Origin of the sequence: Actinoallomurus sp. NPDC052308 (assembly GCF_040679195.1) — a bacterium.
GTDB lineage: Bacteria > Actinomycetota > Actinomycetes > Streptosporangiales > Streptosporangiaceae > Actinoallomurus > Actinoallomurus liliacearum.
On the sequence record NZ_JBFAUM010000002.1, the window covers coordinates 256,681 to 278,349 of the forward strand.

The 21,669-nt window shown below is 72.4% G+C and carries 20 protein-coding genes; 13 read left to right on the top strand and 7 right to left on the bottom strand.

Features of this window, described 5'->3' with window-relative positions:
- Positions 1-205: 205 nt before the first annotated feature.
- The 5 genes from AB0L00_RS07255 to AB0L00_RS07275 all read left to right on the top strand — a co-directional run bounded on the left by AB0L00_RS07255 (position 206) and on the right by AB0L00_RS07275 (position 4,013).
- Positions 206-1,147, top strand: a complete 942-nt coding sequence (locus tag AB0L00_RS07255; protein ID WP_364429630.1) for a methyltransferase domain-containing protein — start codon at positions 206-208, stop codon at positions 1,145-1,147.
- A gap of 38 nt (positions 1,148-1,185) precedes the next feature.
- Positions 1,186-1,806, top strand: a complete 621-nt coding sequence (locus AB0L00_RS07260) for a hypothetical protein (RefSeq protein ID WP_364429633.1) — start codon at positions 1,186-1,188, stop codon at positions 1,804-1,806.
- A 226-nt stretch (positions 1,807-2,032) separates the two neighbouring features.
- A complete protein-coding gene (locus AB0L00_RS07265; RefSeq protein WP_364429635.1) occupies positions 2,033-2,509 on the top strand; it encodes a hypothetical protein in 477 nt (158 codons plus the stop codon).
- Complete coding sequence (locus tag AB0L00_RS07270) at positions 2,503-3,255, top strand: hypothetical protein (RefSeq protein WP_364429637.1); 753 nt, start codon at positions 2,503-2,505, stop codon at positions 3,253-3,255. The genes AB0L00_RS07265 and AB0L00_RS07270 overlap by 7 nt, the downstream gene beginning before the upstream one ends.
- A gap of 26 nt (positions 3,256-3,281) precedes the next feature.
- Entirely contained in the window at positions 3,282-4,013 is a 732-nt protein-coding gene (locus tag AB0L00_RS07275; protein ID WP_345354255.1) for a hypothetical protein, read from the top strand.
- 134 nt (positions 4,014-4,147) lie between these two features.
- Here AB0L00_RS07275 and rraA read toward each other — a convergent pair whose 3' ends face one another.
- Positions 4,148-4,639, bottom strand: coding sequence for a ribonuclease E activity regulator RraA (rraA, locus tag AB0L00_RS07280; RefSeq protein ID WP_364429639.1), 492 nt, complete (start codon positions 4,637-4,639; stop codon positions 4,148-4,150).
- 85 nt (positions 4,640-4,724) lie between these two features.
- Positions 4,725-5,180 carry an Lrp/AsnC family transcriptional regulator gene (locus AB0L00_RS07285; protein ID WP_364429641.1) on the bottom strand — a complete coding sequence of 152 codons (456 nt, stop codon included), beginning with the start codon at positions 5,178-5,180 and terminating at the stop codon, positions 4,725-4,727.
- Positions 5,181-5,307: 127 nt separating this feature from the next.
- Here AB0L00_RS07285 and ddaH point away from each other — a divergent pair, with 127 nt between their 5' ends.
- From ddaH to AB0L00_RS07305, 4 genes are all read left to right on the top strand, one after another.
- Positions 5,308-6,153, top strand: coding sequence for a dimethylargininase (gene ddaH, locus AB0L00_RS07290; protein ID WP_364429643.1), 846 nt, complete (start codon positions 5,308-5,310; stop codon positions 6,151-6,153).
- Between the two features lie 49 nt (positions 6,154-6,202).
- Positions 6,203-7,396: an ornithine--oxo-acid transaminase gene (rocD, locus tag AB0L00_RS07295; RefSeq protein WP_364429646.1), complete on the top strand. Its 1,194-nt coding sequence runs from the start codon at positions 6,203-6,205 to the stop codon at positions 7,394-7,396.
- A gap of 207 nt (positions 7,397-7,603) precedes the next feature.
- On the top strand, positions 7,604-8,167 hold the full coding sequence (locus AB0L00_RS07300) for a PadR family transcriptional regulator (protein WP_364429649.1): 564 nt from the start codon (positions 7,604-7,606) through the stop codon (positions 8,165-8,167).
- On the top strand, positions 8,164-9,777 hold the full coding sequence (locus AB0L00_RS07305; RefSeq protein WP_364429652.1) for a DHA2 family efflux MFS transporter permease subunit: 1,614 nt from the start codon (positions 8,164-8,166) through the stop codon (positions 9,775-9,777). The genes AB0L00_RS07300 and AB0L00_RS07305 overlap by 4 nt, the downstream gene beginning before the upstream one ends.
- 87 nt (positions 9,778-9,864) lie before the next feature.
- Here AB0L00_RS07305 and AB0L00_RS07310 read toward each other — a convergent pair whose 3' ends face one another.
- The 3 genes from AB0L00_RS07310 to AB0L00_RS07320 are packed head-to-tail and all read right to left on the bottom strand — an operon-like array spanning position 9,865 to position 12,614.
- Positions 9,865-10,305, bottom strand: coding sequence for a DUF6113 family protein (locus AB0L00_RS07310; protein WP_364429655.1), 441 nt, complete (start codon positions 10,303-10,305; stop codon positions 9,865-9,867).
- Positions 10,306-10,311: 6 nt separating this feature from the next.
- Positions 10,312-11,160: an N-acetyl-1-D-myo-inositol-2-amino-2-deoxy-alpha-D-glucopyranoside deacetylase gene (gene mshB, locus AB0L00_RS07315; protein ID WP_364429657.1), complete on the bottom strand. Its 849-nt coding sequence runs from the start codon at positions 11,158-11,160 to the stop codon at positions 10,312-10,314.
- 11 nt (positions 11,161-11,171) lie between these two features.
- Positions 11,172-12,614 (bottom strand): protein kinase, encoded by a 1,443-nt coding sequence (locus AB0L00_RS07320; protein ID WP_364429662.1) that lies wholly within the window; start codon positions 12,612-12,614, stop codon positions 11,172-11,174.
- Between the two features lie 98 nt (positions 12,615-12,712).
- Here AB0L00_RS07320 and AB0L00_RS07325 point away from each other — a divergent pair, with 98 nt between their 5' ends.
- The 4 genes from AB0L00_RS07325 (at position 12,713) to AB0L00_RS07340 (ending at position 18,185) form a co-directional block, all read left to right on the top strand.
- Complete coding sequence (locus AB0L00_RS07325; protein ID WP_364429665.1) at positions 12,713-14,809, top strand: prolyl oligopeptidase family serine peptidase; 2,097 nt, start codon at positions 12,713-12,715, stop codon at positions 14,807-14,809.
- A 73-nt stretch (positions 14,810-14,882) separates the two neighbouring features.
- A complete protein-coding gene (locus AB0L00_RS07330) occupies positions 14,883-16,082 on the top strand; it encodes a SpoIIE family protein phosphatase (protein ID WP_364429668.1) in 1,200 nt (399 codons plus the stop codon).
- On the top strand, positions 16,079-17,680 hold the full coding sequence (locus AB0L00_RS07335; protein ID WP_364429670.1) for an ATP-binding protein: 1,602 nt from the start codon (positions 16,079-16,081) through the stop codon (positions 17,678-17,680). The genes AB0L00_RS07330 and AB0L00_RS07335 overlap by 4 nt, the downstream gene beginning before the upstream one ends.
- A 64-nt stretch (positions 17,681-17,744) precedes the next feature.
- Positions 17,745-18,185, top strand: coding sequence for a response regulator (locus AB0L00_RS07340; RefSeq protein ID WP_345354282.1), 441 nt, complete (start codon positions 17,745-17,747; stop codon positions 18,183-18,185).
- Positions 18,186-18,200: 15 nt separating this feature from the next.
- On the opposite strand, the gene AB0L00_RS07345 is transcribed toward AB0L00_RS07340, so the two are convergent.
- Both AB0L00_RS07345 and AB0L00_RS07350 read right to left on the bottom strand, forming a co-directional pair.
- Positions 18,201-19,940, bottom strand: a complete 1,740-nt coding sequence (locus AB0L00_RS07345) for an ABC transporter ATP-binding protein (RefSeq protein WP_364429673.1) — start codon at positions 19,938-19,940, stop codon at positions 18,201-18,203.
- Positions 19,937-21,646 carry an ABC transporter ATP-binding protein gene (locus AB0L00_RS07350; RefSeq protein ID WP_364429676.1) on the bottom strand — a complete coding sequence of 570 codons (1,710 nt, stop codon included), beginning with the start codon at positions 21,644-21,646 and terminating at the stop codon, positions 19,937-19,939. Before AB0L00_RS07350 ends, AB0L00_RS07345 begins: the two co-directional genes overlap by 4 nt.
- Between the last annotated feature and the right edge of the window lie 23 nt (positions 21,647-21,669).

Here is a 21,669-nt window from a genome sequence, read left to right on the forward strand (position 1 = left end):
CCTCCGGGAGCCGGTCTTCCTCCGAATCGGTCTCCCGCAAGCCTCGCCCGGCGCGCGCTCCCGCCGTAAGGCCCGTCCCCCGGTCTGTGGATAACCGCGCCGGGAGTCGACGCCGCTCCTGACGGATCGTGACGCTGATCACGGCGAGCGATCCAGGATGCGAGACGTTACGGCAGTTGGCGGCTATGTCCTATATGTTGCGCTCATGCAATGGGCCGTGGCGACGTACGACACCGCGTTCGGGTACGTCTCCGCGCACGGGGCGCCGCTGCTCGACCTGCTCGATCCTCAGCCCGACGAACGCATCATCGATCTGGGCTGCGGAACGGGTGTTTCGACCGCCGAGATCGCCGCGCGCGGCGCGGAGGTCGTCGGGATCGACGAATCACTCGAGATGGTCAACGCGGCGCGCTCCCAGAACCCGCACCTGTCGTTCGCCGTCGGCGACGCGCACGACTTCACGCTCAGCGAGCCGTACGACGCCGTCTTCTCCAACTCGGCACTGCACTGGATGACCCGCGACCCCTCCGCGGTCATCTCGCGGGTGCACGCCGCACTGCGGCCGGGCGGCCGCTTCGTGGCGGAGATGGGCGGAGCGGGCAACTGCGCGGAGCTGATCACCGCCGTGCAGACGGCCTGGCGCGTCTTCGGCCTGCCGGAACCGGAGCTCCCCTGGTACTTCCCCACCCCCGCCGAGTACGCGACCCGGCTGGAGGAGTGCGGTTTCGTCGTACGGCTCATGGAGTACTTCGACCGGCCGACGCGCCTGACCGAATGCCCGGAGGGCGCCGCCGACTGGGTCCGGCTCTTCGCCCCCGAGCTGATCGCCGAGGTCCCCCCGGAGCTCGCCGGACCGCTCCTCGACCGGGTGAACGAACTGGCCGCGCCCGCCCTCCGCCGTGAGTCCGGGTGGATGGCCGACTACGTACGGCTCAGGTTCGCGGCCGTGCGCCAGCCGGGCGGCGGCGACGAGCTCGTCCAGCCGCCGCCCCCGAAGGCACCGCCGACCCCGCACACGCCGCCCGGCCCGACGGGGCCGTCGGGGCCGCACCTGTCGGACCTTCCGCACGCGCCGTCGGCCCCCCAGACGCCCTCGGCGCCGTACTCCCCGTCCACCCCGCAGACGCATTCGGCGCCCCAGGCCTAGAAGGTGCGCTCGGCGGGCTTGTGGGTAGGGTCGTCCGCATGCTGCGCCTGTACGATCCCGGAACCGGGCGCCTCACGGAGATCGTCCCGGCTCGCCCCGGAGTCATCCGGGTCGCCTGCTCCGATGAGCTGCGCGCCCAGGTGGTCGCCGACCTGATCCGCCGGCTCGCCGTCCGCCACCGGCTGCGCGCGCTGGGGATCTGGAACACCGTGCCGGGAGCGTCGGACCTGGGCGTACGCCCGGCCGAGCTGACCTCCGGCCCCGCCGACGTGCACGTCGGCGCGACGGTCGGCCGCTGGGTCCCGGTGCCGTGGGACGGCCTCGACCCCCTCGCCGTGCGGCTGGCGCTGCTGGAGACCCACTACCGGGCGGACCTGCCGCACGGTCGTACGGACCTCGCCGCGGCGGACGCCTCGCTCACCGCGTGGCGGCGTCGCGTCGCCGGCTGGGCCGAGTCACCCGGGCGGCCGCCGGAGCGCTCGTACGTCACGGAGGCGGTCGCGCACCTGGACGCCGACCTCGACACACCGGCGGCGTTGGCCTGCCTGTCCCGGCTCGCCGAGGACGACTCCGTACCGCCTGGCGCGAAATTCGAGACGGCGGTCGAACTCGACATGATTCTGGGCCTCGACCTGGTCCGACTGGTCGGTCGCCTCTAACCGGAGATAGGGCCGCGACCGATTCACCCGTTCTTGGGAACCTCTTTTCTTGCCCCTACCGCCTCAGTAAGCTCATGAGGTAATTTCCCCCGATGCCCGGGAATTGACGATGCGATTCCGCATGTGCGTCGGTTCGCTCCTCTTGGCGAGCCTGCTCACAGCCTGTGGCGGCCGCGCGACCGGTGGCTTCCACCCCAGCGGGCAGGCCCAAGGGGACGATTCCCCCGTGACGTCCTCATCCCCCGATGCGACGCCGCAGCCGGACGCGCCGGTGAACACCGCGGGCGGCCCGGCGAGCAACGGCCCGCTTCCCCGGACTCCGCAGTCCGCCGTCGCCGCCTACCGCGAGTACCAGCGGATGTACGAGCAGGCGTACGGGACGAATGACACCAGCCGGCTCGACGCGGTCGCCATGGATCCGCTTTTGTCGATCATCGAGAAGGACGTCGCGAAGATCCAGCGGCAGGGCGTCTTCTGGCGATTCCACAATGTCCTCAACCCCCAGGTTCAGGGCGGTTCCAAAGACGACTCGGTCGTCGTGATCCTCGACTGTGTGCGGACCCTCGGGTCGTACCGCTTCTCCGCCAGGACCGGGAAGCGGCTCGCCGCCTGGCGTGACGGCAGTCACCTCTACCAGGCGGTCATGCGCTACAGCGACGGCACCTACAAGATCTCCGACGCGACGGAGGGCAGGAAATGCTGACCAGACGAACCTCCATCGCCGTCCTGCTGACCCTCCTCCCGGGCGCCGCCGTGGGCCTGGCGTCCGGCACGGCGGGCGCGGCCCCACTCTGCCTGCCCAACGCCTGCGCGCACAGCAACCGCACCATCCCCGGCGAAGGCGGCACCAGCGGTGAGAGCGGCGGCGGTGGTGGCGGCGGTAGTGGCGGGGGGACCGGCCCCGGCATCGGCTGCCCGACCGTGGGCGGCGATCTCGCCTGCACACCCGGCACCAACGCGCCCGCGGCCGCCCCTCACATCCCCACGATCGACGTCGCCTACGACGCGCGGGACAACCTCGAACTGCCCGTCCCCGGGATCGGCACGGCGCCGAGTCCACGGTCCTACATCCGGATCACGACCGGCCTGTGGGTCGACGACGTGGGGAACAAGACCGCGGTGGCCGACGTGCCGGGCCAGCATGTGACGGTGACCGCCGACCAGCCGGTCGTCACGTGGAACATGGGGGACGGCAACGGCCTCACGTGCGCCGCGGCGACGGCGGGCACGCCCGGCGGCACGGACTGCGGCTACACCTATCAGAGGTCGTCGGCGAGCCGGCCGGACCACAAGTACACGATCACCGCGACCATCACCTACCGGATCACCTGGGCCTGTCAGGGCAACGACTGCGACACGGCGGGCGGCGCGTTCGGGCCCATGACGGGTCCGCCGGGCAACCTCGGCCTCGCGGTCGGCGAGGTGCAGACCCAGTCCCAGCCCGGCTGATCCACGGCACCGAGGAGGAGCGCCACGTGTACCGCCCCCGCGCGTACGTCCCCGTCCTGCTCGCAGCGGGCGTCCTCCTCGCCGGGTGCGGAGGTGGCGGCGGTCACAAGGCGACGCCGTCCTCCTCGCCGCCCGGCCGTACGACGGCGAGCCCGTCGCCCACACCGAGCTACGCGGCCGATCGGGTGGCCGCGGCCTTCCTGTCGGCCCGGGACATCGACCCGCGCATCAAGGAACAGCCGCCGAGCACCCCGGCGCTCAAGGAGCATGCCGTCCCGTCCTGCTCGCTCTCGGCGATCAAGCCGGCGGGCGGCCCGGACGTGAAGGTCCGCGAGTTCAACACCAGCCAGTACTACGGCGCGAACTACGGGGAGATCGCGCTGACCTACCCGGACGCCGCCACCGCGGCGGCGATGTTCGCGACCATCCGCACGAAGGTCATGGCGTGCCCGGCGAAGAAGCACATTCCGCAGAAGCGCCTCCCCGGGAACCGGATCGCCCTGGCCCACGACGACACCTGGCACACCACCGACGAGACGACGCCCGGCTGGTCGCACGTACGCGGCTTCGAGAAGGCGCTGTACGCCCCGTCCGCCAGCATCATCAACGTCATCTACCGCTCGTTCGACTACGTGAACCGCGGCAACGTCGTGCTGGTCTCGATGTACTGGGAGCGCGTCGCGCCGAAAGCGTCCGGTGACGCGATCACCAAGAAGGGGACGTCGCTGCTGACGAAGCAGCTCGGCCGGCTCCCCTGAGCCGGACCGCCGGCCGAGGCCCGGCGGAGCCCTCAGCGGAATGCGCCGGGTCCGGACGGCGCCCGCCGCCGGGGCGTGTCCGACCGATCCGGTCCGCACAGCCGGACGGCGGATTCGTCCGGGACTCCCAGCCCTCAGCGGGGTTCCGCGTCCAGGCGGCGGCCCGCCACGACCATGCCGTCCTCGTCGGCGTACAGCCAGGTGCCGGGCCGGAACTCGGCGCCGCCGAACACCACCGGAACGTCGACCTCGCCGGTGCCGTCCTTGGCGCTCTTGCGGGGGTTGGAACCCAGGGCCCGGATCCCCAGGTCGAGTTCGCGCAGTGCCACCACGTCGCGGACCGCACCATTGATCACGACTCCGGCCCAGCCGTTCGCGACCGCCGATCCGGCGATCATGTCGCCCATGAGCGCGGTGCGCAGCGAGCCGCCGCCGTCGACGACGAGCACGCGGCCCTCCCCCGCCGTGGCTAGCACCTTCCTGAGCAGCGCGTTGTCCTCGTGACAGCGGACGGTCGCCACCGGCCCCGCGAAGCGTGCGCGCGCCCCGTACGAACGGAACTGCGTCTCGCAGCTCGCCAGCTCGGCACCGTACTCGTCGAAGAGATCAGCCGTCGTGAAGTCCATCTACCGGATGGTAACAACGGCTGGATCAGACGTCCGGCCCGCCGGTCGGGCGTCCGGCCCACCGGTCGGGCGTCCGGCCCACCGGTCAGGCGTCCGGGCCGCCGGTCGGGCGGCCGAGCAGCCGGGACAGGACGATGGAGGTCTTGGTCTGCACGATGTTCGGTTCGTTGCGCAGCCGCTCGAGGGCCTCCTCGAGGGCCTGGATATCGTGGGCACGCAGGTGGACCAGCGCGTTCGCCTCCCCGGTGACCGTGTAGGCCGCCACCACCTCGGGATGCCGGCGGATGCTGGCGAAGATCTCCGCAGGGGACGTACGGCCCGCGCAGAACAACTCCACGAACGCCTCCGTCGTCCAGCCCAGCGCCGAGGGGTCGACGACCGCGGCGTACCCCGTGATCACCCCGTCGTGCCGGAGCCGGTCGACCCGGCGCTTGACCGCCGGGGCCGACAGTCCGACCTCGTCGCCGACCTGCGCGAAGGACGCGCGGGCGTTCTCCAGCAGACACGCAACGATTCGCCGGTCGATGTCGTCAAGACGCAATGATCAGACCCTTCAGAGCGCACATCCGTTATTGGTGTTGCGGACAAGCCGACCTTACGCTGCGGGTGGTGCCTCACCAACCCACTGGGCGCGTAATCGGGCCCGCATTGCCAGGAGCACAACATCGATGACGATGCAGACCCTTGCCCGCGATGGCGCGGGCATCTCGGCGGGGCAGCCGGCACGGACCTACCTGATGTGCCCGCCGACCTACTTCGACGTCCAGTACGCGATCAACGCGTGGATGGACCCGACCACCCCGGTCGACCGTGACCGGGCCCGCCACGAGTGGGAACGCCTGCGCGCGACCTACGTCTCACTCGGCCACACCGTGCACGTCCTCCCGCCCGTCCCCGGCCTGCCGGACATGGTCTTCGCCGCGAACGGTGCGACCGTCGTCGGCGGCATGGTGCTGGGCGCGAGGTTCCGCCACCCCGAGCGCGCCGCCGAGGCGGACGCGCACCGGATGTGGTTCGAGGAGCACGGCTACCGGCGCATCCGCACCGCCGAGGCCGTGAACGAGGGTGAGGGCGACTACGCCTTCGCCTACCGCGCGATCGTCGCGGGCCACGGCTTCCGTACGGACCCGGTCGCGCACAACGAACTGCACGACGCGTTCGGGCTGCCGGTCGTCAGCGTCCGCCTGATCGACCCGCGGTTCTACCACCTCGACACCGCACTGTGCGTGATCGACCCCTTCACGGCGGCGTACTACCCCGGCGCCTTCGACGAGGACGGCCTGATCAAGCTGCAGGCGCTCTTCCCCGAGCTGATCGAGGCGACCGAGGAGGACGCCCTGGCGTTCGGGTTGAACGCGGTCAGCGACGGCCGGAACGTGATCGTTCCGGACGACGCCATGACGCTGATCGCACGGCTCACGGAGCGCGGCTTCCACGTCATCCCGATCGAGATGACGGAGCTGCGCAAGGCGGGGGGCGGCCCGAAGTGCTGCACCCTCGAACTACGCCCGTAGCAGGGACAATGGGACTCGGGAGACCCCGCGGGTCCGAGAAGGAGCACTGTTGAACACGCAGGAGCTGCGGGCGCTGTCGGAACTGCACAGCGCGCACAACTACCACCCGCTGCCGATCGTGATCGCCGACGCCGAGGGCGCCTGGGTGACCGACGTCGAGGGCAAGCGGTACCTCGACATGCTGTCGGCGTACTCCGCCGTCAACTTCGGGCACCGCCACCCGCGGCTGGTCGAGGCCGCGCGGCGGCAGCTCGACCGCGTCACGCTGGTCAGCCGGGCGTTCGACCACGACCAGTTCGGGCCGTTCGTCGCCGAGCTGGCCGAGCTGGCCGGCAAGGAGATGGTCCTGCCGATGAACAGCGGCGCGGAGGCCGTCGAGACCGCGCTGAAGACCGCCCGCAAGTGGGGGTACGAGGTCAAGGGCGTGCCCGCCGAGCAGGCGAACATCGTCACGTTCGAGGGCAACTTCCACGGCCGGACGACGACGATCGTCAGCTTCTCCACCGACCCGGACGCCCGCAACTCCTACGGCCCGTTCACGCCCGGGTTCCGCACCGTGCCGTACGGCGACGTCGAGGCGCTGCGCGCGGCCGTCGACGAGAACACGGTCGGCGTGCTGATCGAGCCGATCCAGGGCGAGGCCGGCGTGAACGTCCCGCCGAGCGGGTTCCTGGCCGCGGTACGCGAGATCTGCACCACCAACGGCGCCCTGATGATCGCCGACGAGATCCAGTCGGGCCTGGGCCGTACCGGCACGACGTTCGCGGTCGAGCACGAGAACGTCGTGCCCGACGTCTACATCCTCGGCAAGGCGCTCGGCGGCGGCATCCTGCCGGTCTCCGCCGTCGTCGCCGACCGCGACATCCTCGGCGTCTTCAAGCCCGGCCAGCACGGGTCGACGTTCGGCGGCAACCCGCTCGCCTGCGCGGTGGGCCGCGAGGTCATCGCGATGCTGAAGACCGGGGAGTTCCAGGAGCGCTCCCGCACGCTGGGGGCGCACCTGCACGCCCGGCTCGGCGCGCTGCCGCCGGAGCACGTCCGCGAGGTGCGGGGCCGCGGCCTGTGGGCCGGCGTGGAGCTGAACGGCAAGGCGCGCCCGGTCAGCGAGCGGCTGATGGAGCGCGGCGTGCTGGCGAAGGAGACGCATGAGACGACGCTCCGGCTGGCGCCGCCGCTGGTCGTGAGCCAGGAGGACCTGGACTGGGCGCTCGACCAGCTGGAGGCGGTCCTCGCCGAGGTGTGAGACTCCCGGCGGCCGACGTGAGGCTGCCGACCGGTCGTTCGCGGAGGTCCGGACCCCGAGGGGTCCGGACCTCCGTCCGTATTACCCCATATCGCCGTAAATGCATTTGCGATCCGTCGAACCGGAGTTCTATCGTCCAAGTGGATTAATCAGTACGGACCAGAAAAGACGACGATGCCACGACCGCTCACGCCTCTCGGATTGGCGGTGCTCAGGCTGCTCCACGACGAGCCCATGCACCCGTACGAGATGCAGCAGCGCATCCGCGACCACGCCATCGACCAGGTGGTCAAGGTCGCGCACGGGTCGCTCTACCACACGGTCGAACGGCTCGCCGGACAAGGACTGATCGAGTCCGTGGAGACGACGCGCGAAGGGCGCCGCCCCGAGCGCACCGTCTACGCGATCACCGAACAAGGCCGGGACGAGGCGCATTCCCGGCTCCGCGACTTCATTCGCCGCCCAACGCAGGAGTACCCGGTCATCGGCATGGCGCTGTCCTTCCTGGCCATGCTGCCGCCGGACGACGCCGCCCACCTGCTCGACCTCCGCGCGGTCGCCATCGAGGGCAAGCTCGCCGCGCACGACATCGTCGTCGACGGCCTGTTCAAGCAGGGGCTGCAGCGGATCCAGCTGATCGAGGTCGAGTACTGCAACGCACAGCTGCGGTCCGAGCTGGAGTTCCTGCGCGCGCTCAGCGAGGACATCAAGAGCGGCCGGCTGACCTGGCGGCCTCCCGGCCGCCCGAACGGGGAGAACAACGTCACATGAGGAAATGGCACGGCAACCCCTGGGCGATCTTGTTGACGCTCAGTCTCGGGTTCTTCATGACACTGCTGGACCTGACGATCGTGAACATCGCGATGCCCAGCATGATCGACAAACTGGGCGCATCGCTGGACGAGGTCCTCTGGGTGGTCAACGCCTACGTCCTCGTCCTCGCGGTCCTGCTGATCACCGCGGGCCGTCTCGGCGACCTGCGCGGCCAGCGGAACCTGTTCATCGCGGGCGTGACCGTCTTCACCATCGCCAGCCTGCTGTGCGGCATCTCGCAGAACCCGGCCGAGCTGATCGCCGCCCGCGCGGTGCAGGGCCTCGGCTCCGCCCTGCTGATGCCGCAGACGATGGCGATCATCATCGCCACCTTCCCGGCCGAACGCCGGGGTGCGGCACTCGGCATCTGGGGCGCCGTGGCGGGGGTCGCGACGATCGCCGGGCCCACGCTCGGCGGGCTCCTGGTGACCGCCTTCGACTGGCGGTGGATCTTCTTCGTCAACCTGCCGATCGGCGTGCTCGTCCTCGTGCTGGCGTTCACGGTCATCCCCAGCGTCCGGATCGAGCGCTCCCACCGTCTCGACCTCGTCGGCGTTCTGATCGCCACGGTCGCGCTGTTCTGCCTCGTCTTCGCCCTGACCGAGGGCCAGCGGTACGACTGGAACGGCGTCATCTGGGCGCTGTTCGCCGCGGCGGCCGTCATCTTCGCGATCTTCCTGGTGCAGCAGCGCACCCAGCAGACCCGCGACCCGCTGGTCCCCTTCGTCCTGTTCAAGGACCGCAACTTCACGGTCCTGAACTTCGTCGGCGCGGTCCTGTCCATCGGGATGATCGGCGTTTTCCTGCCGCTCACCATCTACCTGCAGTCCGTGCTCGGCTTCAGCGCGCTCAAGGCGGGCCTGGTCATGGCCCCGTCCTCCGTCGTCTCGATGTTCCTCGCGCCGGTCGCCGGCCGGATGGCCGACAAGATCGGCGGCAAGTTCATCCTCATGGCCGGGCTCACGCTGTACGCGGTCGGCATGGGCTGGATCGTGCTGATCGCCGACGTCGACTCGAGTTGGCCGACCTTCCTGCCCGGACTGATCGTCTCCGGGATCGGCATCGGCGGCGTCTTCGCGCCGATGGCCACCGAGGCGATGCGCGGCGTCGACCCCCGCATGGCCGGCGCGGCCTCGGGCGTCAACAACACCACCCGCCAGATCGGTTCGGTGGTGGGCAGCGCCGCCGCGGGCGCCATCCTGCAGAACCAGCTCGCCTCCCACCTCCGGGACGAGGCCCAGAAGCGCGCCGGCGCGCTTCCCGCCGAGGCACGCGGCCCGTTCGTCCAGGGGTTCAAGGACGCCGCCAAGGGCGGGCTCGAGGTGGGCGCCGGCCAGACCGGAGCGGCTCAGCACCTGCCGCACGGCCTCCCCCAGCAGGTCGTCCACCAGATCACCCAGGCGGCCCAGAGCGTGTTCGGACACGGCTTCGTCGACGCGATGAAGCCGACGATGCTCCTGCCGCTCGCCCTCGTCTTCGTCGGAGCCGCGTCCTGCTTCGCGGTGCGGGGCTACCGGCGGAACACCGCCGACCGCTCGCCCGAGACGGTCGAGGCGACCACCGGCTGACCTCGGCGGCGGGGTCCCGCGACCCGCGACTCACGAGCACCGAGCGCGCACGTCCACCGGGCGGGCGCGCTCCGTGCGTCCTACGGGTCAGCCGCGGGGCGTCGGCACGGACGTCGTGCCGCGCAGGATCCAGGGACGCGGCGAACGGGTCACCGCGACCGCGACGACGGCGGCGATCGACCCGCCGAAGATGAAGACGTACCCGGCGGTGGTGCCGGTCACGATGAGGTCGCCCTCCGGACGCCGGCTCGACAGCAGCACGACGACGATCAGCCACGGCACGGCCAGGGCGCCCACGCCGAGCTTGCTCTCCATCGCCCACCCGGCGAGCCGGAACGCCGCGAACTCGGCGAGGGACAGGAGGACGGCGGCCACCGGGAAGCCCGCGAGCGTCCAGGAGAACTGGAACGACGTGATCACGCCGAAGATCAGACCGAGCACGACGAGCACGCCGTACGCGACACCCGTCACCAGGGCTGACTCACGCGACGGCTCCTGAGGGGCGTACGGGCCCGTCCATTGCTCCACAGCGGCTCAGGCTACCGGGTGCCTCAGACCGGTCTCGCGGCCGTCCGCTCCGAGCGGGCCCGGCTCCCCGGCGAGGAGCATGTAGTACTCGACGCCCGGGAGCGGCTGGCCGACGTCGTTGGACAGCGCGAAGTACGGCGGATCGACGGTGATCTGCGTACGGTGCGCCCGCATCGCGGCGATCTTGGCCGGCAGGTGGTCGCGGGCGTCGACCCGTGTGGTCACCTGCTCGTCCGGGACGCCGAAGCCGAACTCGGCGACCGAGGCGACCTTCTCGAACGGCCCCCGGCCCACCGCCTCCTCGAGCGTCGACAAGGGCACGGCGGTGGCGTAGAACCGCGCGGGCCGCCACGGCTCGCCGGTGCCGAAGGACGGGTCCGCCGCCCGCTCGAACGCCCGCCACGCGACCCGGTGCGCCTGGATGTGGTCCGGGTGACCGTAGAAGCCGTTCGCGTCGTAGGTGACGACGACCTGCGGGCGGACCTCGCGCATGACGGCGACGAGCTCGGCGGCGGCCTCGTCGACGTCGGCCCGCCAGAAGGCGCGCGGATGGTCGTTGGACGGCACGCCCATCATCCCGGAGTCGCGCCAGCGCCCCGGGCCGCCGAGGAACCGGTGGTCGGTCACCCCGAGCGCGGCGCACGCCTCGGCCAGCTCGCCGACGCGGTACTCCCCCAGCGCGTCGCCGCTCAGGTGACGCAGCTCCTCGGGGATGACCTCGCCCTCCTCACCGCGCGTGCAGGTGACCAGGCAGACGTGGGCGCCCTCGGCGGCGTACTTCGCCATGGTCGCCCCGGTCTCGATCGACTCGTCGTCCGGATGGGCGTGGACGAACAGGATGCGCAGGTCGGCCATGGCCCGCAACGCTATCCGGCGGGCAGGCTCGCCTTGCCGCCACCCTGGTCCTTCCCACCGCCCGTCGGGTCTCCGGTCGGCTCCTTCGGGCCGCCGGTCGTCGGCTCGTCGGTGGGCGCCGAGGTGGTCGGCTCGTGGCTGGTGGGCGCCGCCGTCGCCGTCCGGGTGGGCGACCAACGGTGCGTCGGCCGCTGGCTGTAGCTCGGCTCGGGCCGCGAGCCGCTCTGGACCGGCTGCTGCGGCTCCCCGCTGTCATCGGGCTGCTCGCTGGAGGCCTGGGCGCTCGGCGCCGGGCCGGGCGCCGGCTTGTTCCCATGGTGGCCGGCCGCCCAGACGACCACCGCGGCGAGCGCCACCGCGAGGACGAGCCCGGCCACCGCCGCCAGGACCAGCCCCGGCGACGTGCCGCGGCGGGCCACGCCGGCCGGCTGCGTCATCCCGGCCTGATGCGGCATCGTCGGACCTCCGGCGCCCGCGCCCGCCGCCGCCATGGCTCCGAGGCCGCCCGCCGCGATCGTGGGCGCGGCCGGGGTGACCGGCGTGGTCGGGACGGCGCCGGCCGCCCTGGTCTCGGCGAACGCGGCGCCCTGGTCCAGGATCGCCGTCTGCGGGCCGCCGCCGACCACCGGAGCGGCCGGGGTGACACCCTCCTCGCCCAGCAGGCGCATCAGCAGTTGCTGGGCGGTGGGCCGTACGGCCGGGTCCTTGGCGAGGCAGTCGGCGACGATGCCGCGCAGCGGCTCGTGCACGCCGCCGAGGTCCGGCGGCTCGCTCAGGATGCGGTTGATCACCGCCATCACGGTGTCCTGCCCGAACGGCGCGGTGCCGGTGGCGGCGTACGCCATCGTCGAGCCCCAGGCGAAGATGTCCGCGGCCGGGGTGATCTCCTTGCCGGTGAGCTGCTCGGGCGCCATGTAGGCGGGGGTCCCGATGGCGGAGTTGGTCATCGTCGCGGCCGCGTCGAGGGCCTTGGCGATGCCGAAGTCGATGACCCGCGGCCCGTCGGGACCGATCAGGACGTTCTGCGGCTTGAAATCACGGTGGACGATGCCCGCCTGGTGGATGGCGACGAGCGCGGTGACCGTGCCGATGGCCAGCCGCTCCAGCTCGGCGCCGGACCGGGGGGACTCTCCGGTGACGAGTTGCTGCAGTGACGGGCCGGGGACGTACTCGCTGACGATGTACGGCCGGTCACCGTCCACGTCGGCCTCCAGGACCTGCGCGGTGCAGAACCGGGCGACGCGCTTGACGGCGGCCAGTTCGCGCAGGAACCGGCCCCGCGCGGTGTCGTCCTGAGCGAGGTCACCGCGCAGCAGCTTGATGGCCACCGGGTCCCCGGTGGCCGAGCGGCCGAGGTAGACCGTGCCCTGGCCGCCCTCCCCGAGGCGGCCCGTCACTTCGTAAGACCCCAACCGGTCCGGATCACCGGGCTGTAGGGGACGGGCGTCGGGCATCAATACTCCTGGGGGAAACGGCTTATGGACGGCAACAGTCTTCCGCATGACCGGCGGGCTTGCACGGAGCATGAGCGGCCTGCTGGCAGGATCGAGACATGACGACGAGCTTTCCCCGGCAGAGCGCGCGTACACGGCGTTTCACCCTCGGAGCGCCCCGCGGTTTCCTGGTCTCCCCCGACGGTTCACGCGTCGTGTTCCTCCGCACGCGCGGCGGCACCGATCCCGTCACCTGCCTGTGGGCGCTCGACGTCCCGCGCGACGGCGCCGAGGCGAAGGAACGCCTGATCGTCGACCCGCGCGGCCTCGACCTGCCCGGCGAGGAGGACCTGCCCGCCGAGGAGAGGGCCCGCCGGGAACGCGCCCGCGAGCAGGCGGGCGGCATCGTCACGTACGCCACCGACGAGGGGCTCACGCTCGCCGCGTTCGCGCTGTCCGGGCGGCTGTTCGTCACCGACCTCGGCGCCACCGTCCGCCCCCTGGACGCCGCCGTCCCGGCCTTCGACCCGCGTCCGGACCCGACCGGCGCCCACGTGGCGTACGTCTCCGGCCGCGCCCTGCGCGTGATCGAGGTGGCGACCGGCGCGGACCGCGCGCTGGCCGAGCCGGAGGGCGAGCAGGTCTCGTACGGCCTCGCGGAGTTCATCGCCGCCGAGGAGATGCAGCGCATGCGCGGGTACTGGTGGGCTCCCGACGGCACCGCCGTCCTCGCCGCCCGCGTCGACGAGTCGCCGGTGCGCCGCTGGCACATCGCCGACCCCGCGAACCCGGGGACGCCGGCCCGGGAGGTCGCCTACCCCGCCGCGGGCACGCCCAACGCCGACGTCTCCCTCTTCGTCCTCGGGCTGGACGGCGCGCGGCAGGAGGTCGAGTGGGACCGGGAGACGTTCCCGTACCTCGTCACCGCCCGCTGGGACTCCCGCGGCGTGCTGCTCGTCGTCCAGACCCGCGACCAGAAGACGATGCGGATCCTGGCGGCCGACCCGTCCACCGGCCGGACCACGCTCGTCCGGGAGGACACCGACCCGGTCTGGCTGGACATCGTCCCCGGCGCGCCCGCCCGCACCGGCGAGGGCGACCTCGTCTGGGTGGCCGAAGACGGCCACGACGCGCGCGGGCTGATCGTCGGCGGCGAGCGCGTCACCCCGGACGGCCTGCACGTGCGCGCCGTGCTCGACGTGGACGGCGACACCGTCCTGTTCACCGCCTCCGAGGAGCCCACCGAGATCCACGTCTGGGCGTACGGCCCCGGCGGCCTCGCCCGGCTGAGCGACGGCGCGGGGGTGTACGGCGGCCGCCGGCGCGGCGGCACGACCGTCGTCACCGGAAGCCGGCTCGACCGGTTCGGCGCCGAGACGACCGTGCTGCGCGACGGCGCCCTCGTCGGCCGGATCGCCTCCCACGCCGAGCAGCCGTCCCTGAACGTCGGCGTCACCCTGATCCGGGCCGGCGAGCGCGAGCTGCGCACCGCCGTGCTGCTGCCGACCGGCCACACCGGGGACGAACCGCTGCCCGTGCTCATGGACCCCTATGGCGGGCCGCACGCGCAGCGGGTCCTCGCCGCACGCCGCGCCTTCGCCGAGCCGCAGTGGCTCGCCGACCAGGGGTTCGCGGTCGTCGTCGCCGACGGACGGGGCAGCCCCGGCCGGGGGCACGACTGGGAGCGCGCGATCCACCACGACCTCGCCGGACCGGTCCTGGACGACCAGATCGCGGCGCTGCGCGGGGCGGCCGAGCGATTCCCCCTCGACCTGTCGCGGGTGGCCATCCGGGGCTGGTCGTTCGGCGGGTACCTCGCCGCGCTCGCGGTGCTGCGCCGCCCGGACGTCTTCCACGCGGCGATCGCGGGCGCGCCGGTGACCGACTGGACGCTGTACGACACCCACTACACGGAGCGTTACCTCGGTGACCCCGGCGCGGACCCGGAGCCGTACGAGCGGTCGAGCCTCTTCGGCGCCGTTTCCGGCGGTGACGCGCCCGCGGACGTGACGCGGCCGCTGCTGCTCATCCACGGGCTGGCCGACGATAACGTCGTCGCCGCGCACACGCTGCGTCTATCCTCGGCATTGCTGGCCGCCGGCCGGCCGCACGCCGTCCTACCGCTGTCCGGCGTCACCCACATGACGCCGCAGGAGGTCGTCGCCGAGAACCTCCTGCTCCTCCAGATCAGGTTCCTTAAGGAAGCGCTCGCGTGACCGTTGCCCCCGCGCCCGGTACAGGGCACCATTCTTCAGACGGTGCGACCGGCACCCCGACCCCCGACGAGACGTGAGCGAGATAATCGAGCACTCGACCTCGGTCGTTCCCGGCGACGGCAAGCTGGAGATCCTCCTCATCGAGGACGACCCGGGCGACGCCTTCCTGTTCGAGGAGCTCCTCGACGAGGAGTTGCCCGACGCCGGCATCATCCAGGCGCGCACGCTCCGTGAGGCCCGTGAGCGCCTGCGACCCGGCGTCCACTGCGTCGTGGTCGACCTTTCGCTGCCCGACGCCGAAGGGCTCGACCTGCTGCGTCAGGTGCTCGACATGGCCCCGCGCTCGGCCGTCCTGGTCCTGACCGGCCGCAGCGACGCCGCGGTGGGCGTCGCCGCCGTCGCCGCGGGCGCCGAGGACTACCTGATCAAGCACGAGGTCGACGGTCCGCTGCTGGCCCGCGCCATCCGCTACGCCCTGGAGCGCAAGCGCGCCGAGGACTCCGAGCGCGAGCTCATGGAGGCCCAGATCCGGAGCGAGGAGAACGCCCGGATCGAGCTGGGGCTGCTGCCCGTGCCGCTGATCAGCGACCCGGCCCTGCACCACCACACGCGCTACCGGCCGGGCCGGGAGCGCGCCCTCCTCGGCGGCGACTTCTACGACACCGTGCAGACCTCCGACGGGTCGGTGCACCTCGTCATCGGTGACGTCTGCGGGCACGGGCCGGACGAGGCGTCGCTCGGCGTGCGCCTGCGGATGGCCTGGCGCACCCTCGTCCTGGCCGGGCACTCCGGGACGGACCTGCTGGACACCCTGGACACGGTCCTGTGCCACGAACGCTGGTCCGAGGAGATCTTCACGACACTCAGCATGATCACGATCGCGCCGGACCGGCGGAGCGCGCGGTTCCACATGGCCGGCCATCCCGCGCCGGTGCTGTTCGCCGACACGACGGCCAAGGCGCTGCCCGACGACGCGTACGGGCCGGCGCTCGGCCTGTTCCCCGGGTCCGAGTGGCCGGCGGCGGAGATCGAGCTGACCGGCGACTGGTCGCTCATGCTCTACACCGACGGGCTGATCGAGGGCCGCATCGGCGGCGGGCCGGACCGGCTCGGCACCGAAGGGCTCGTCGAGCTCGCGGCGAGCGCCCGCGCCCGGGGCCTCAGCGGCGACCTCCTCATCGACCACCTCGTCGCCGAGGTGGAGTCCCTCAACGGCGAGGCCCTCACCGACGACCTCGCCGTCGTGATGCTCTCCGGAAAGGCCACCCGGTGACCGCTCCCTCGACACGCCGCCCGCGCCAGGCGCCCGCGTTCCAGGTGGACGCGGAGGGCGTGCCGAGGCTGGGCGTCGGCCACTGGTACAGCCTCGGTCTCGTCCTCCTGCTGCTCGCCGTCGTCGCCGTGGCCACCGCCGTCGGACTCGCGGTCCGGGACGGCAGCGCCGCCCGCTCCGCGCTGCTCCGCCACGTCGACCCCGCCGTGCTGGAGTCCGGCCGGCTCAGCACGTCCGTCTCCACGGAGGGCGGCGCGGTGCGGACCTACGGCCTGACCGGTGACAAGACCGCCCCCGCCGAGTACCGAGCCGCCGAGAACGAGACGGCGGCCTCCCTCGCCGAGCTCACCCGGCTGCTTCGGAGCACCCCCCACGCCGGCCCGGCCCGGGAAGCGGTCGCGGAGGCCGGCTCCCAGGTGGCCGCCTGGCGGCGCGACTACGCCGACCCGCTCACCGCCGGGACCGCGAAGCCGTCCGCCGCCTTCGGCGAACAGCGGTTCGCCGCGGTCCGTACCGCCGTGGCGGCCGCCCGCACGCGGCTGGCCGAGCTGCAGCACCGGTCCGCCGACCGGCTGGACCATCAGGTCGACCGGCTCTACGAGACGCTGGCCGGCGGAGCGATCGTGCTGATCGTCGGCGCGCTCGGCCTCACCCTCCTCATCCGGCGCACCGTGCTGCGCCCGGTCTCCGCGCTCACCGGCCAGGTCCGCCGGGTCTCCCAGGGCGACCTGACGCACCCGCTGCGGGTCTCCGGGCCCGCCGAGCTCGCCGAGCTCGCGGCGCACGTCGACGCGATGCGCAACCACATCCTGGAGGAGTGGCGGGAGGCGTCCGAGGCACGCGCCAAGCTCGACGAGCAGACCAAGGAGCTGCGCCGTTCCAACGCGGAGCTGGAGCAGTTCGCCTATGTCGCCAGCCACGACCTCCAGGAGCCGCTGCGCAAGGTGGCGAGCTTCTGCCAGATGCTCGAACGCCGCTACTCCGACGTCCTGGACGACCGTGGCCGGCAGTACATCGACTTCGCGGTCGACGGCGCCAAGCGGATGCAGTCGCTCATCAACGACCTGCTGAACTTCTCCCGCGTCGGCCGGGTCAACCGCGACATGACGGTCGTGAACTGCGAGACCGTCCTCGCGGCCGCCATGGACAACCTGGGACTGGCCCGTTCCGAGTCGGACGCCGGCATCACCTGGGATCCACTGCCCAAGGTGATCGGCGACGCGACGCTGCTCACCCAGCTCCTCCAGAACCTCATCGGCAACGCGATCAAGTTCCGCAGCGAGGAGCCGCCCCGGGTACGGATCTCGGCCGAGCGCGACGGCGACTTCTGGGAGTTCGCCTGCAGCGACAACGGGATCGGCATCGACGCCGCGTACGCCGAGCGGATCTTCCTCATCTTCCAGCGCCTGCACCCGAAGGACGAGTACACCGGAACCGGGATCGGTCTGGCGCTCTGCAAGAAGATCGTCGAATACCATGGCGGACGGATCTGGCTGGACACCGAGCCGGAGCAGCAGGGCACGACGATCCGATGGACGCTGCCCGCCATCGAGGACACCGACGGCAGCGACGACAGCACGGAGACCTCCGAAGCATGAACGAGCGGAGCGAGCGAATCATAAGCACAGCGACTCTGGTCACTCCTCCGACGAAGGAGGGCGCATGGACCTGACGGTACGGCCCATCGAAGTCCTGCTCGTCGAGGACGATCCCGGCGACGTGGTGCTGACCAAAGAGGCGTTCGACGACAACAAGGTCAGCAACAAGCTGTCGGTCGTCAGCGACGGTGAAGAGGCGATGCGGTTCCTGCGGCGCGAGGCCGACTACGCCGACGCCCCGCGCCCGGACCTCGTCCTCCTCGACCTGAACCTCCCGCGCATGGACGGCCGGCAGGTGCTGGAGGAGATCAAGGCCGACGAGACGCTGCGCACCATTCCGGTCGTCGTCCTCACCACCTCCGAGGCCGAGGAGGACATCCTCCGCAGCTACCGGCTGCACGCGAACGCGTACGTCACCAAGCCGGTGGACTTCGACCAGTTCATCAAGGTCGTCCGCCAGATCGACGACTTCTTCGTCAGCGTCGTCAAGCTCCCGCGCGGCTGACGACCGGCTCCTCGGTCACTCCTGGCCGTGCCAGGAGCGCCACAGCGCCGCGTAGGAGCCCTCCCGGGCGATGAGCTCGTGGTGGTCGCCCAGCTCGGTGATCCGGCCGTCCTCCACCACGGCGACCCGGTCGGCGTCGTGCGCCGTGTGCAGCCGGTGCGCGATCGCCACCACCGTACGGCCGTCGAGGACCGCGGACAGGCTGCGTTCGAGGTGCCGGGCGGCCCGCGGGTCCAGCAGTGAGGTCGCCTCGTCCAGCACGAGCGTGTGCGGATCGGCCAGTACGAGACGGGCGAGCGCGAGCTGCTGCGCCCGGGCGGGCGACAGCGCCGCGTTGCCGGTCCCGACCTCGGTGTCCAGCATCGCGTGGGCCCAGGACGCGTCGACCGCGTCCAGCGCCCGCGCCAGCTCCTCGTCGGTCGCGTCGGGGCGGGCCAGCTTCAGGTTGTCGCGGACCGTGCCCCGGAACACGTGGTGTTCCTGGGTGACCAGGGCGACGTTACGGCGCAGGTCCTCCAGCGGGAGATCCACCAGCGGCACCCCGCCGACGGTGACCGCGCCGGCGCGCGGCCGCAGCACGCCGACCAGCAGCCGGCCGAGCGTGGACTTGCCCGCGCCGCTCGGCCCGACCATCGCGAGCCGCTCGCCCGGGCGCAGCCGCAGGTCCACCCCGTGCAGGACGTCCTGGCCCTCCCGGTAGGAGTAGCGCACACCGTCGACGGCCATCCGCTCGCCGTCGGGCCGCCGGCCGCTCGGCGTACGGTCCGCCGGCACCTCGGCGACGCCGAGCAACCGGGCCAGCGACGCCCCGCCGACCTGCAGCTCGTCGACCCAGGACAGGAACCGGTCGAGCGGGTCGATGAGCTGCTGGACGTACAGCGTCGCGGCGGTGACCTGCGCCAGCGACGCCATGCCGTGCAGGTAGAACAGGCCGCCGATCAGCAGCGTCGCCGCCACCGGCAGCACGTAACCGATCTCCACCAGCGGGAACCACACAGTGCGCAGCCCGAGGGTGTAGCGCTCGGCCTCCCACGCGACGGCGAGGTCGGCGTCCGTGCGCGCGACACGGCGGCCCTCCAGCCCCAGCGCCTCGACGGTGCGGGCGCCGTCGACGGTCTCGCTGAGGCCGGCGGTGACGCCGCCCCACGCCTGGTTCTCCCGGAGGTAGCCGTCACGGGCCCGCTTGAGGTACCAGCGGGTGCCGGCCCACAGCAGGGGCACCCCGACCACGCACGGCAGCGCCGTCAGCGGCCCGACGAGGATCAGCGCCCCGATCGCGAACGCGCCGGTGACCATCGCGATCAGCGTCTCGGGCACGGCGTGCCGGACGGTCCGCGCCAGGGCGTCCACGTCGCGGGACGTGCGGGTGACCAGGTCACCGGTGCCCGCCCGCTCCACCGTGGACAGCGGCAGCTCCAGGACCCGGTCGACGAACTCCTCCCGCAGCCGGGCCAGCACCTTCTCGCCGAGCCGCGCGGACAAGTAGACGGCGTACCGCAGCAGCACGCCCTGCACGACGACGAACGCAAGAATGGCGAGCGCGATCCGGTCGACCGCCGCGTGCGAGGACCCGTCGCGTACGTCCTGGACGAGCTCGCCCAGGAGCCGTGGGGCGACCAGCCCGGCGACGGCGGCGAGGCCGTGCACGGCCAGCACCGTCGCGAGCTCCCGCGGGTAGGCCAGCGTCAGCCGCCGCGCGTAGGCCCGCACCTGGGCGACCGAGGCGACCGGCAGGATCCCCGTCGCTTCGTTCATGACACGCGCTCCTCACTGATCAGGTCTTCGCGGTTCACGGTGGCGGCGTAGGCGGGCTCGGTGCCGAGCAATCCACGGTGGGAGCCGGTCGCCGCCGCCTTGCCGTCCTCGACGAAGACGACCTCGTCCGCGTGGTCGAGCACCAGCGGGCTGGTCGTGCACACCACGGTCGTGCGGCCGTCGCGGAACGCCCGGAGGCGGCCGGCGATCCGGGCCTCGGTGTGGGCGTCGACCGCGGAGGTCGGCTCGACGAGGATCAGCACCTCCGGGTCGGCGGCGAGGGCACGGGCGAGCCGCAGCCGCTGCTGCTGGCCGCCGGAGAACTCCCGGCCGCCCTCGGTGACCGTGGAGCGCAGGCCGTCGGGGAGCTCCTCCACGACGTCCGCCGCGCAGGCGGCGCGCAGGGCCGCCTCGACCCGGGGCGCCGCCCTGTCGCCGCCGAGTTCGTCGGCCAGCCGCCCGGAGAACAGCCGCGCCTCATTGTCGGCGACCAGTACGGCCTCCCGAACGGCGCGCAGGGACAGCTCGCCCAGAGGGATCCCGCTCCAGGTGACCGGACCGTCGGCGAAGCGCCCGAGCCGGTCCGCGATGGCCTGCGCGTCCTCCGGCGAGGTCGCGGCGACGGCGGTGAGCCGCCCCGGCCGGACGACGACACCGGACTCCTCGTCGACCAGGTCGCCGCGGGCCGGAGACCGGGTCCCCTCGTCGGGCAGCTCCGGCGTCATCTGGAGGATCCGGACGACCCGGCGGGCGGCGACGTGCGCCTTGGTGATCTTGTCGGCGGCCTCGGTAAGAGTCCGCAGCGGGTCGATGAGGAACACCGCGTACCCGTAGAAGGACACGAGCTGGCCCGTCGTGATCTCGCCGTTCAGCGCGAACCGCGCCCCCGCCCAGGTCACCAGCGCCACCAGCAGTCCGGGCAGCAGCACCTGCGCGCCGTCCAGCAGCGACTCGGTGCGCGCGACGCGGACGCCCGCCGCGCGGACGGCCTGGGACTCGGCGCGGTAGCGGGCCGCGACGACCTGCTCGCCGCCGATCCCGCGCAGCACGCGCAGGCCGGCCACGATGTCGCCCGCCCGGGTGGCCAGCTCGCCGTTCAGGTCCCGCTGCCGCTGCTGGTACCGGTGCAGCGGGCGCAGCAGCGGCCCGACCGCGAGGGCCAGCAGTGGCACCCCGGCCAGCACGATCAGGCCGAGCTGCCAGGAGGTCGTCAGCAGGATCACTCCGGCCACGGCGATCGAGACCACCGCCCCGCTGCCGCGCCCGACGATGTCCATCGCCGAGCCGATGTGCGACACGTCGGCGATCCCGACGCTGACCACCTCGCCGGTGGCCAGCCGTTTCGGCAGCGTCGCGCCGAGCCGTACGACCTGCCGGGTCGTCACCTGGATCGTGCGGAACGCCGCGCCCAGCCAGTTGACCGTGGAGAAACGGTGCCGCAGCACGCCGGCCGCCGCCTGGACGAGGCCGAGGGCCAGCAGCGCCCCGGACCAGGTCACCAGCGCGCCGGCATCGCGGGCGCTCAGACCCGCGTCGATCGCCCGTCCGATCACGGCGGGCATCAGGGCCTGGCTCACCATCCACAGAATCCCGCACCCGGCGGCGCCGACCATCGTGCCGGCCTGGGCGCGCGCCGCCCACAGCAGGTAGCGCGCGGCCGACCGGTGGTCGGGCGTGCCGGGATCCGCCACTGGAAACGAGCGCATGGGAGACCCCGTTCGAGAGACGG

Coding starts and splice junctions, on each gene's coding strand:
- AB0L00_RS07260 (WP_364429633.1), top strand. CDS start 1,186: ATGCTGCGCCTGTACGATCCCGGAACCGGGCGCCTCACGGAGATCGTC.
- AB0L00_RS07350 (WP_364429676.1), bottom strand. CDS start 21,646: ATGCGCTCGTTTCCAGTGGCGGATCCCGGCACGCCCGACCACCGGTCG.
- mshB (WP_364429657.1), bottom strand. CDS start 11,160: ATGGCCGACCTGCGCATCCTGTTCGTCCACGCCCATCCGGACGACGAG.
- AB0L00_RS07270 (WP_364429637.1), top strand. CDS start 2,503: ATGCTGACCAGACGAACCTCCATCGCCGTCCTGCTGACCCTCCTCCCG.
- AB0L00_RS07325 (WP_364429665.1), top strand. CDS start 12,713: ATGACGACGAGCTTTCCCCGGCAGAGCGCGCGTACACGGCGTTTCACC.
- AB0L00_RS07345 (WP_364429673.1), bottom strand. CDS start 19,940: ATGAACGAAGCGACGGGGATCCTGCCGGTCGCCTCGGTCGCCCAGGTG.
- rraA (WP_364429639.1), bottom strand. CDS start 4,639: ATGGACTTCACGACGGCTGATCTCTTCGACGAGTACGGTGCCGAGCTG.
- AB0L00_RS07320 (WP_364429662.1), bottom strand. CDS start 12,614: ATGCCCGACGCCCGTCCCCTACAGCCCGGTGATCCGGACCGGTTGGGG.
- AB0L00_RS07255 (WP_364429630.1), top strand. CDS start 206: ATGCAATGGGCCGTGGCGACGTACGACACCGCGTTCGGGTACGTCTCC.
- AB0L00_RS07305 (WP_364429652.1), top strand. CDS start 8,164: ATGAGGAAATGGCACGGCAACCCCTGGGCGATCTTGTTGACGCTCAGT.
- ddaH (WP_364429643.1), top strand. CDS start 5,308: ATGACGATGCAGACCCTTGCCCGCGATGGCGCGGGCATCTCGGCGGGG.
- AB0L00_RS07340 (WP_345354282.1), top strand. CDS start 17,745: ATGGACCTGACGGTACGGCCCATCGAAGTCCTGCTCGTCGAGGACGAT.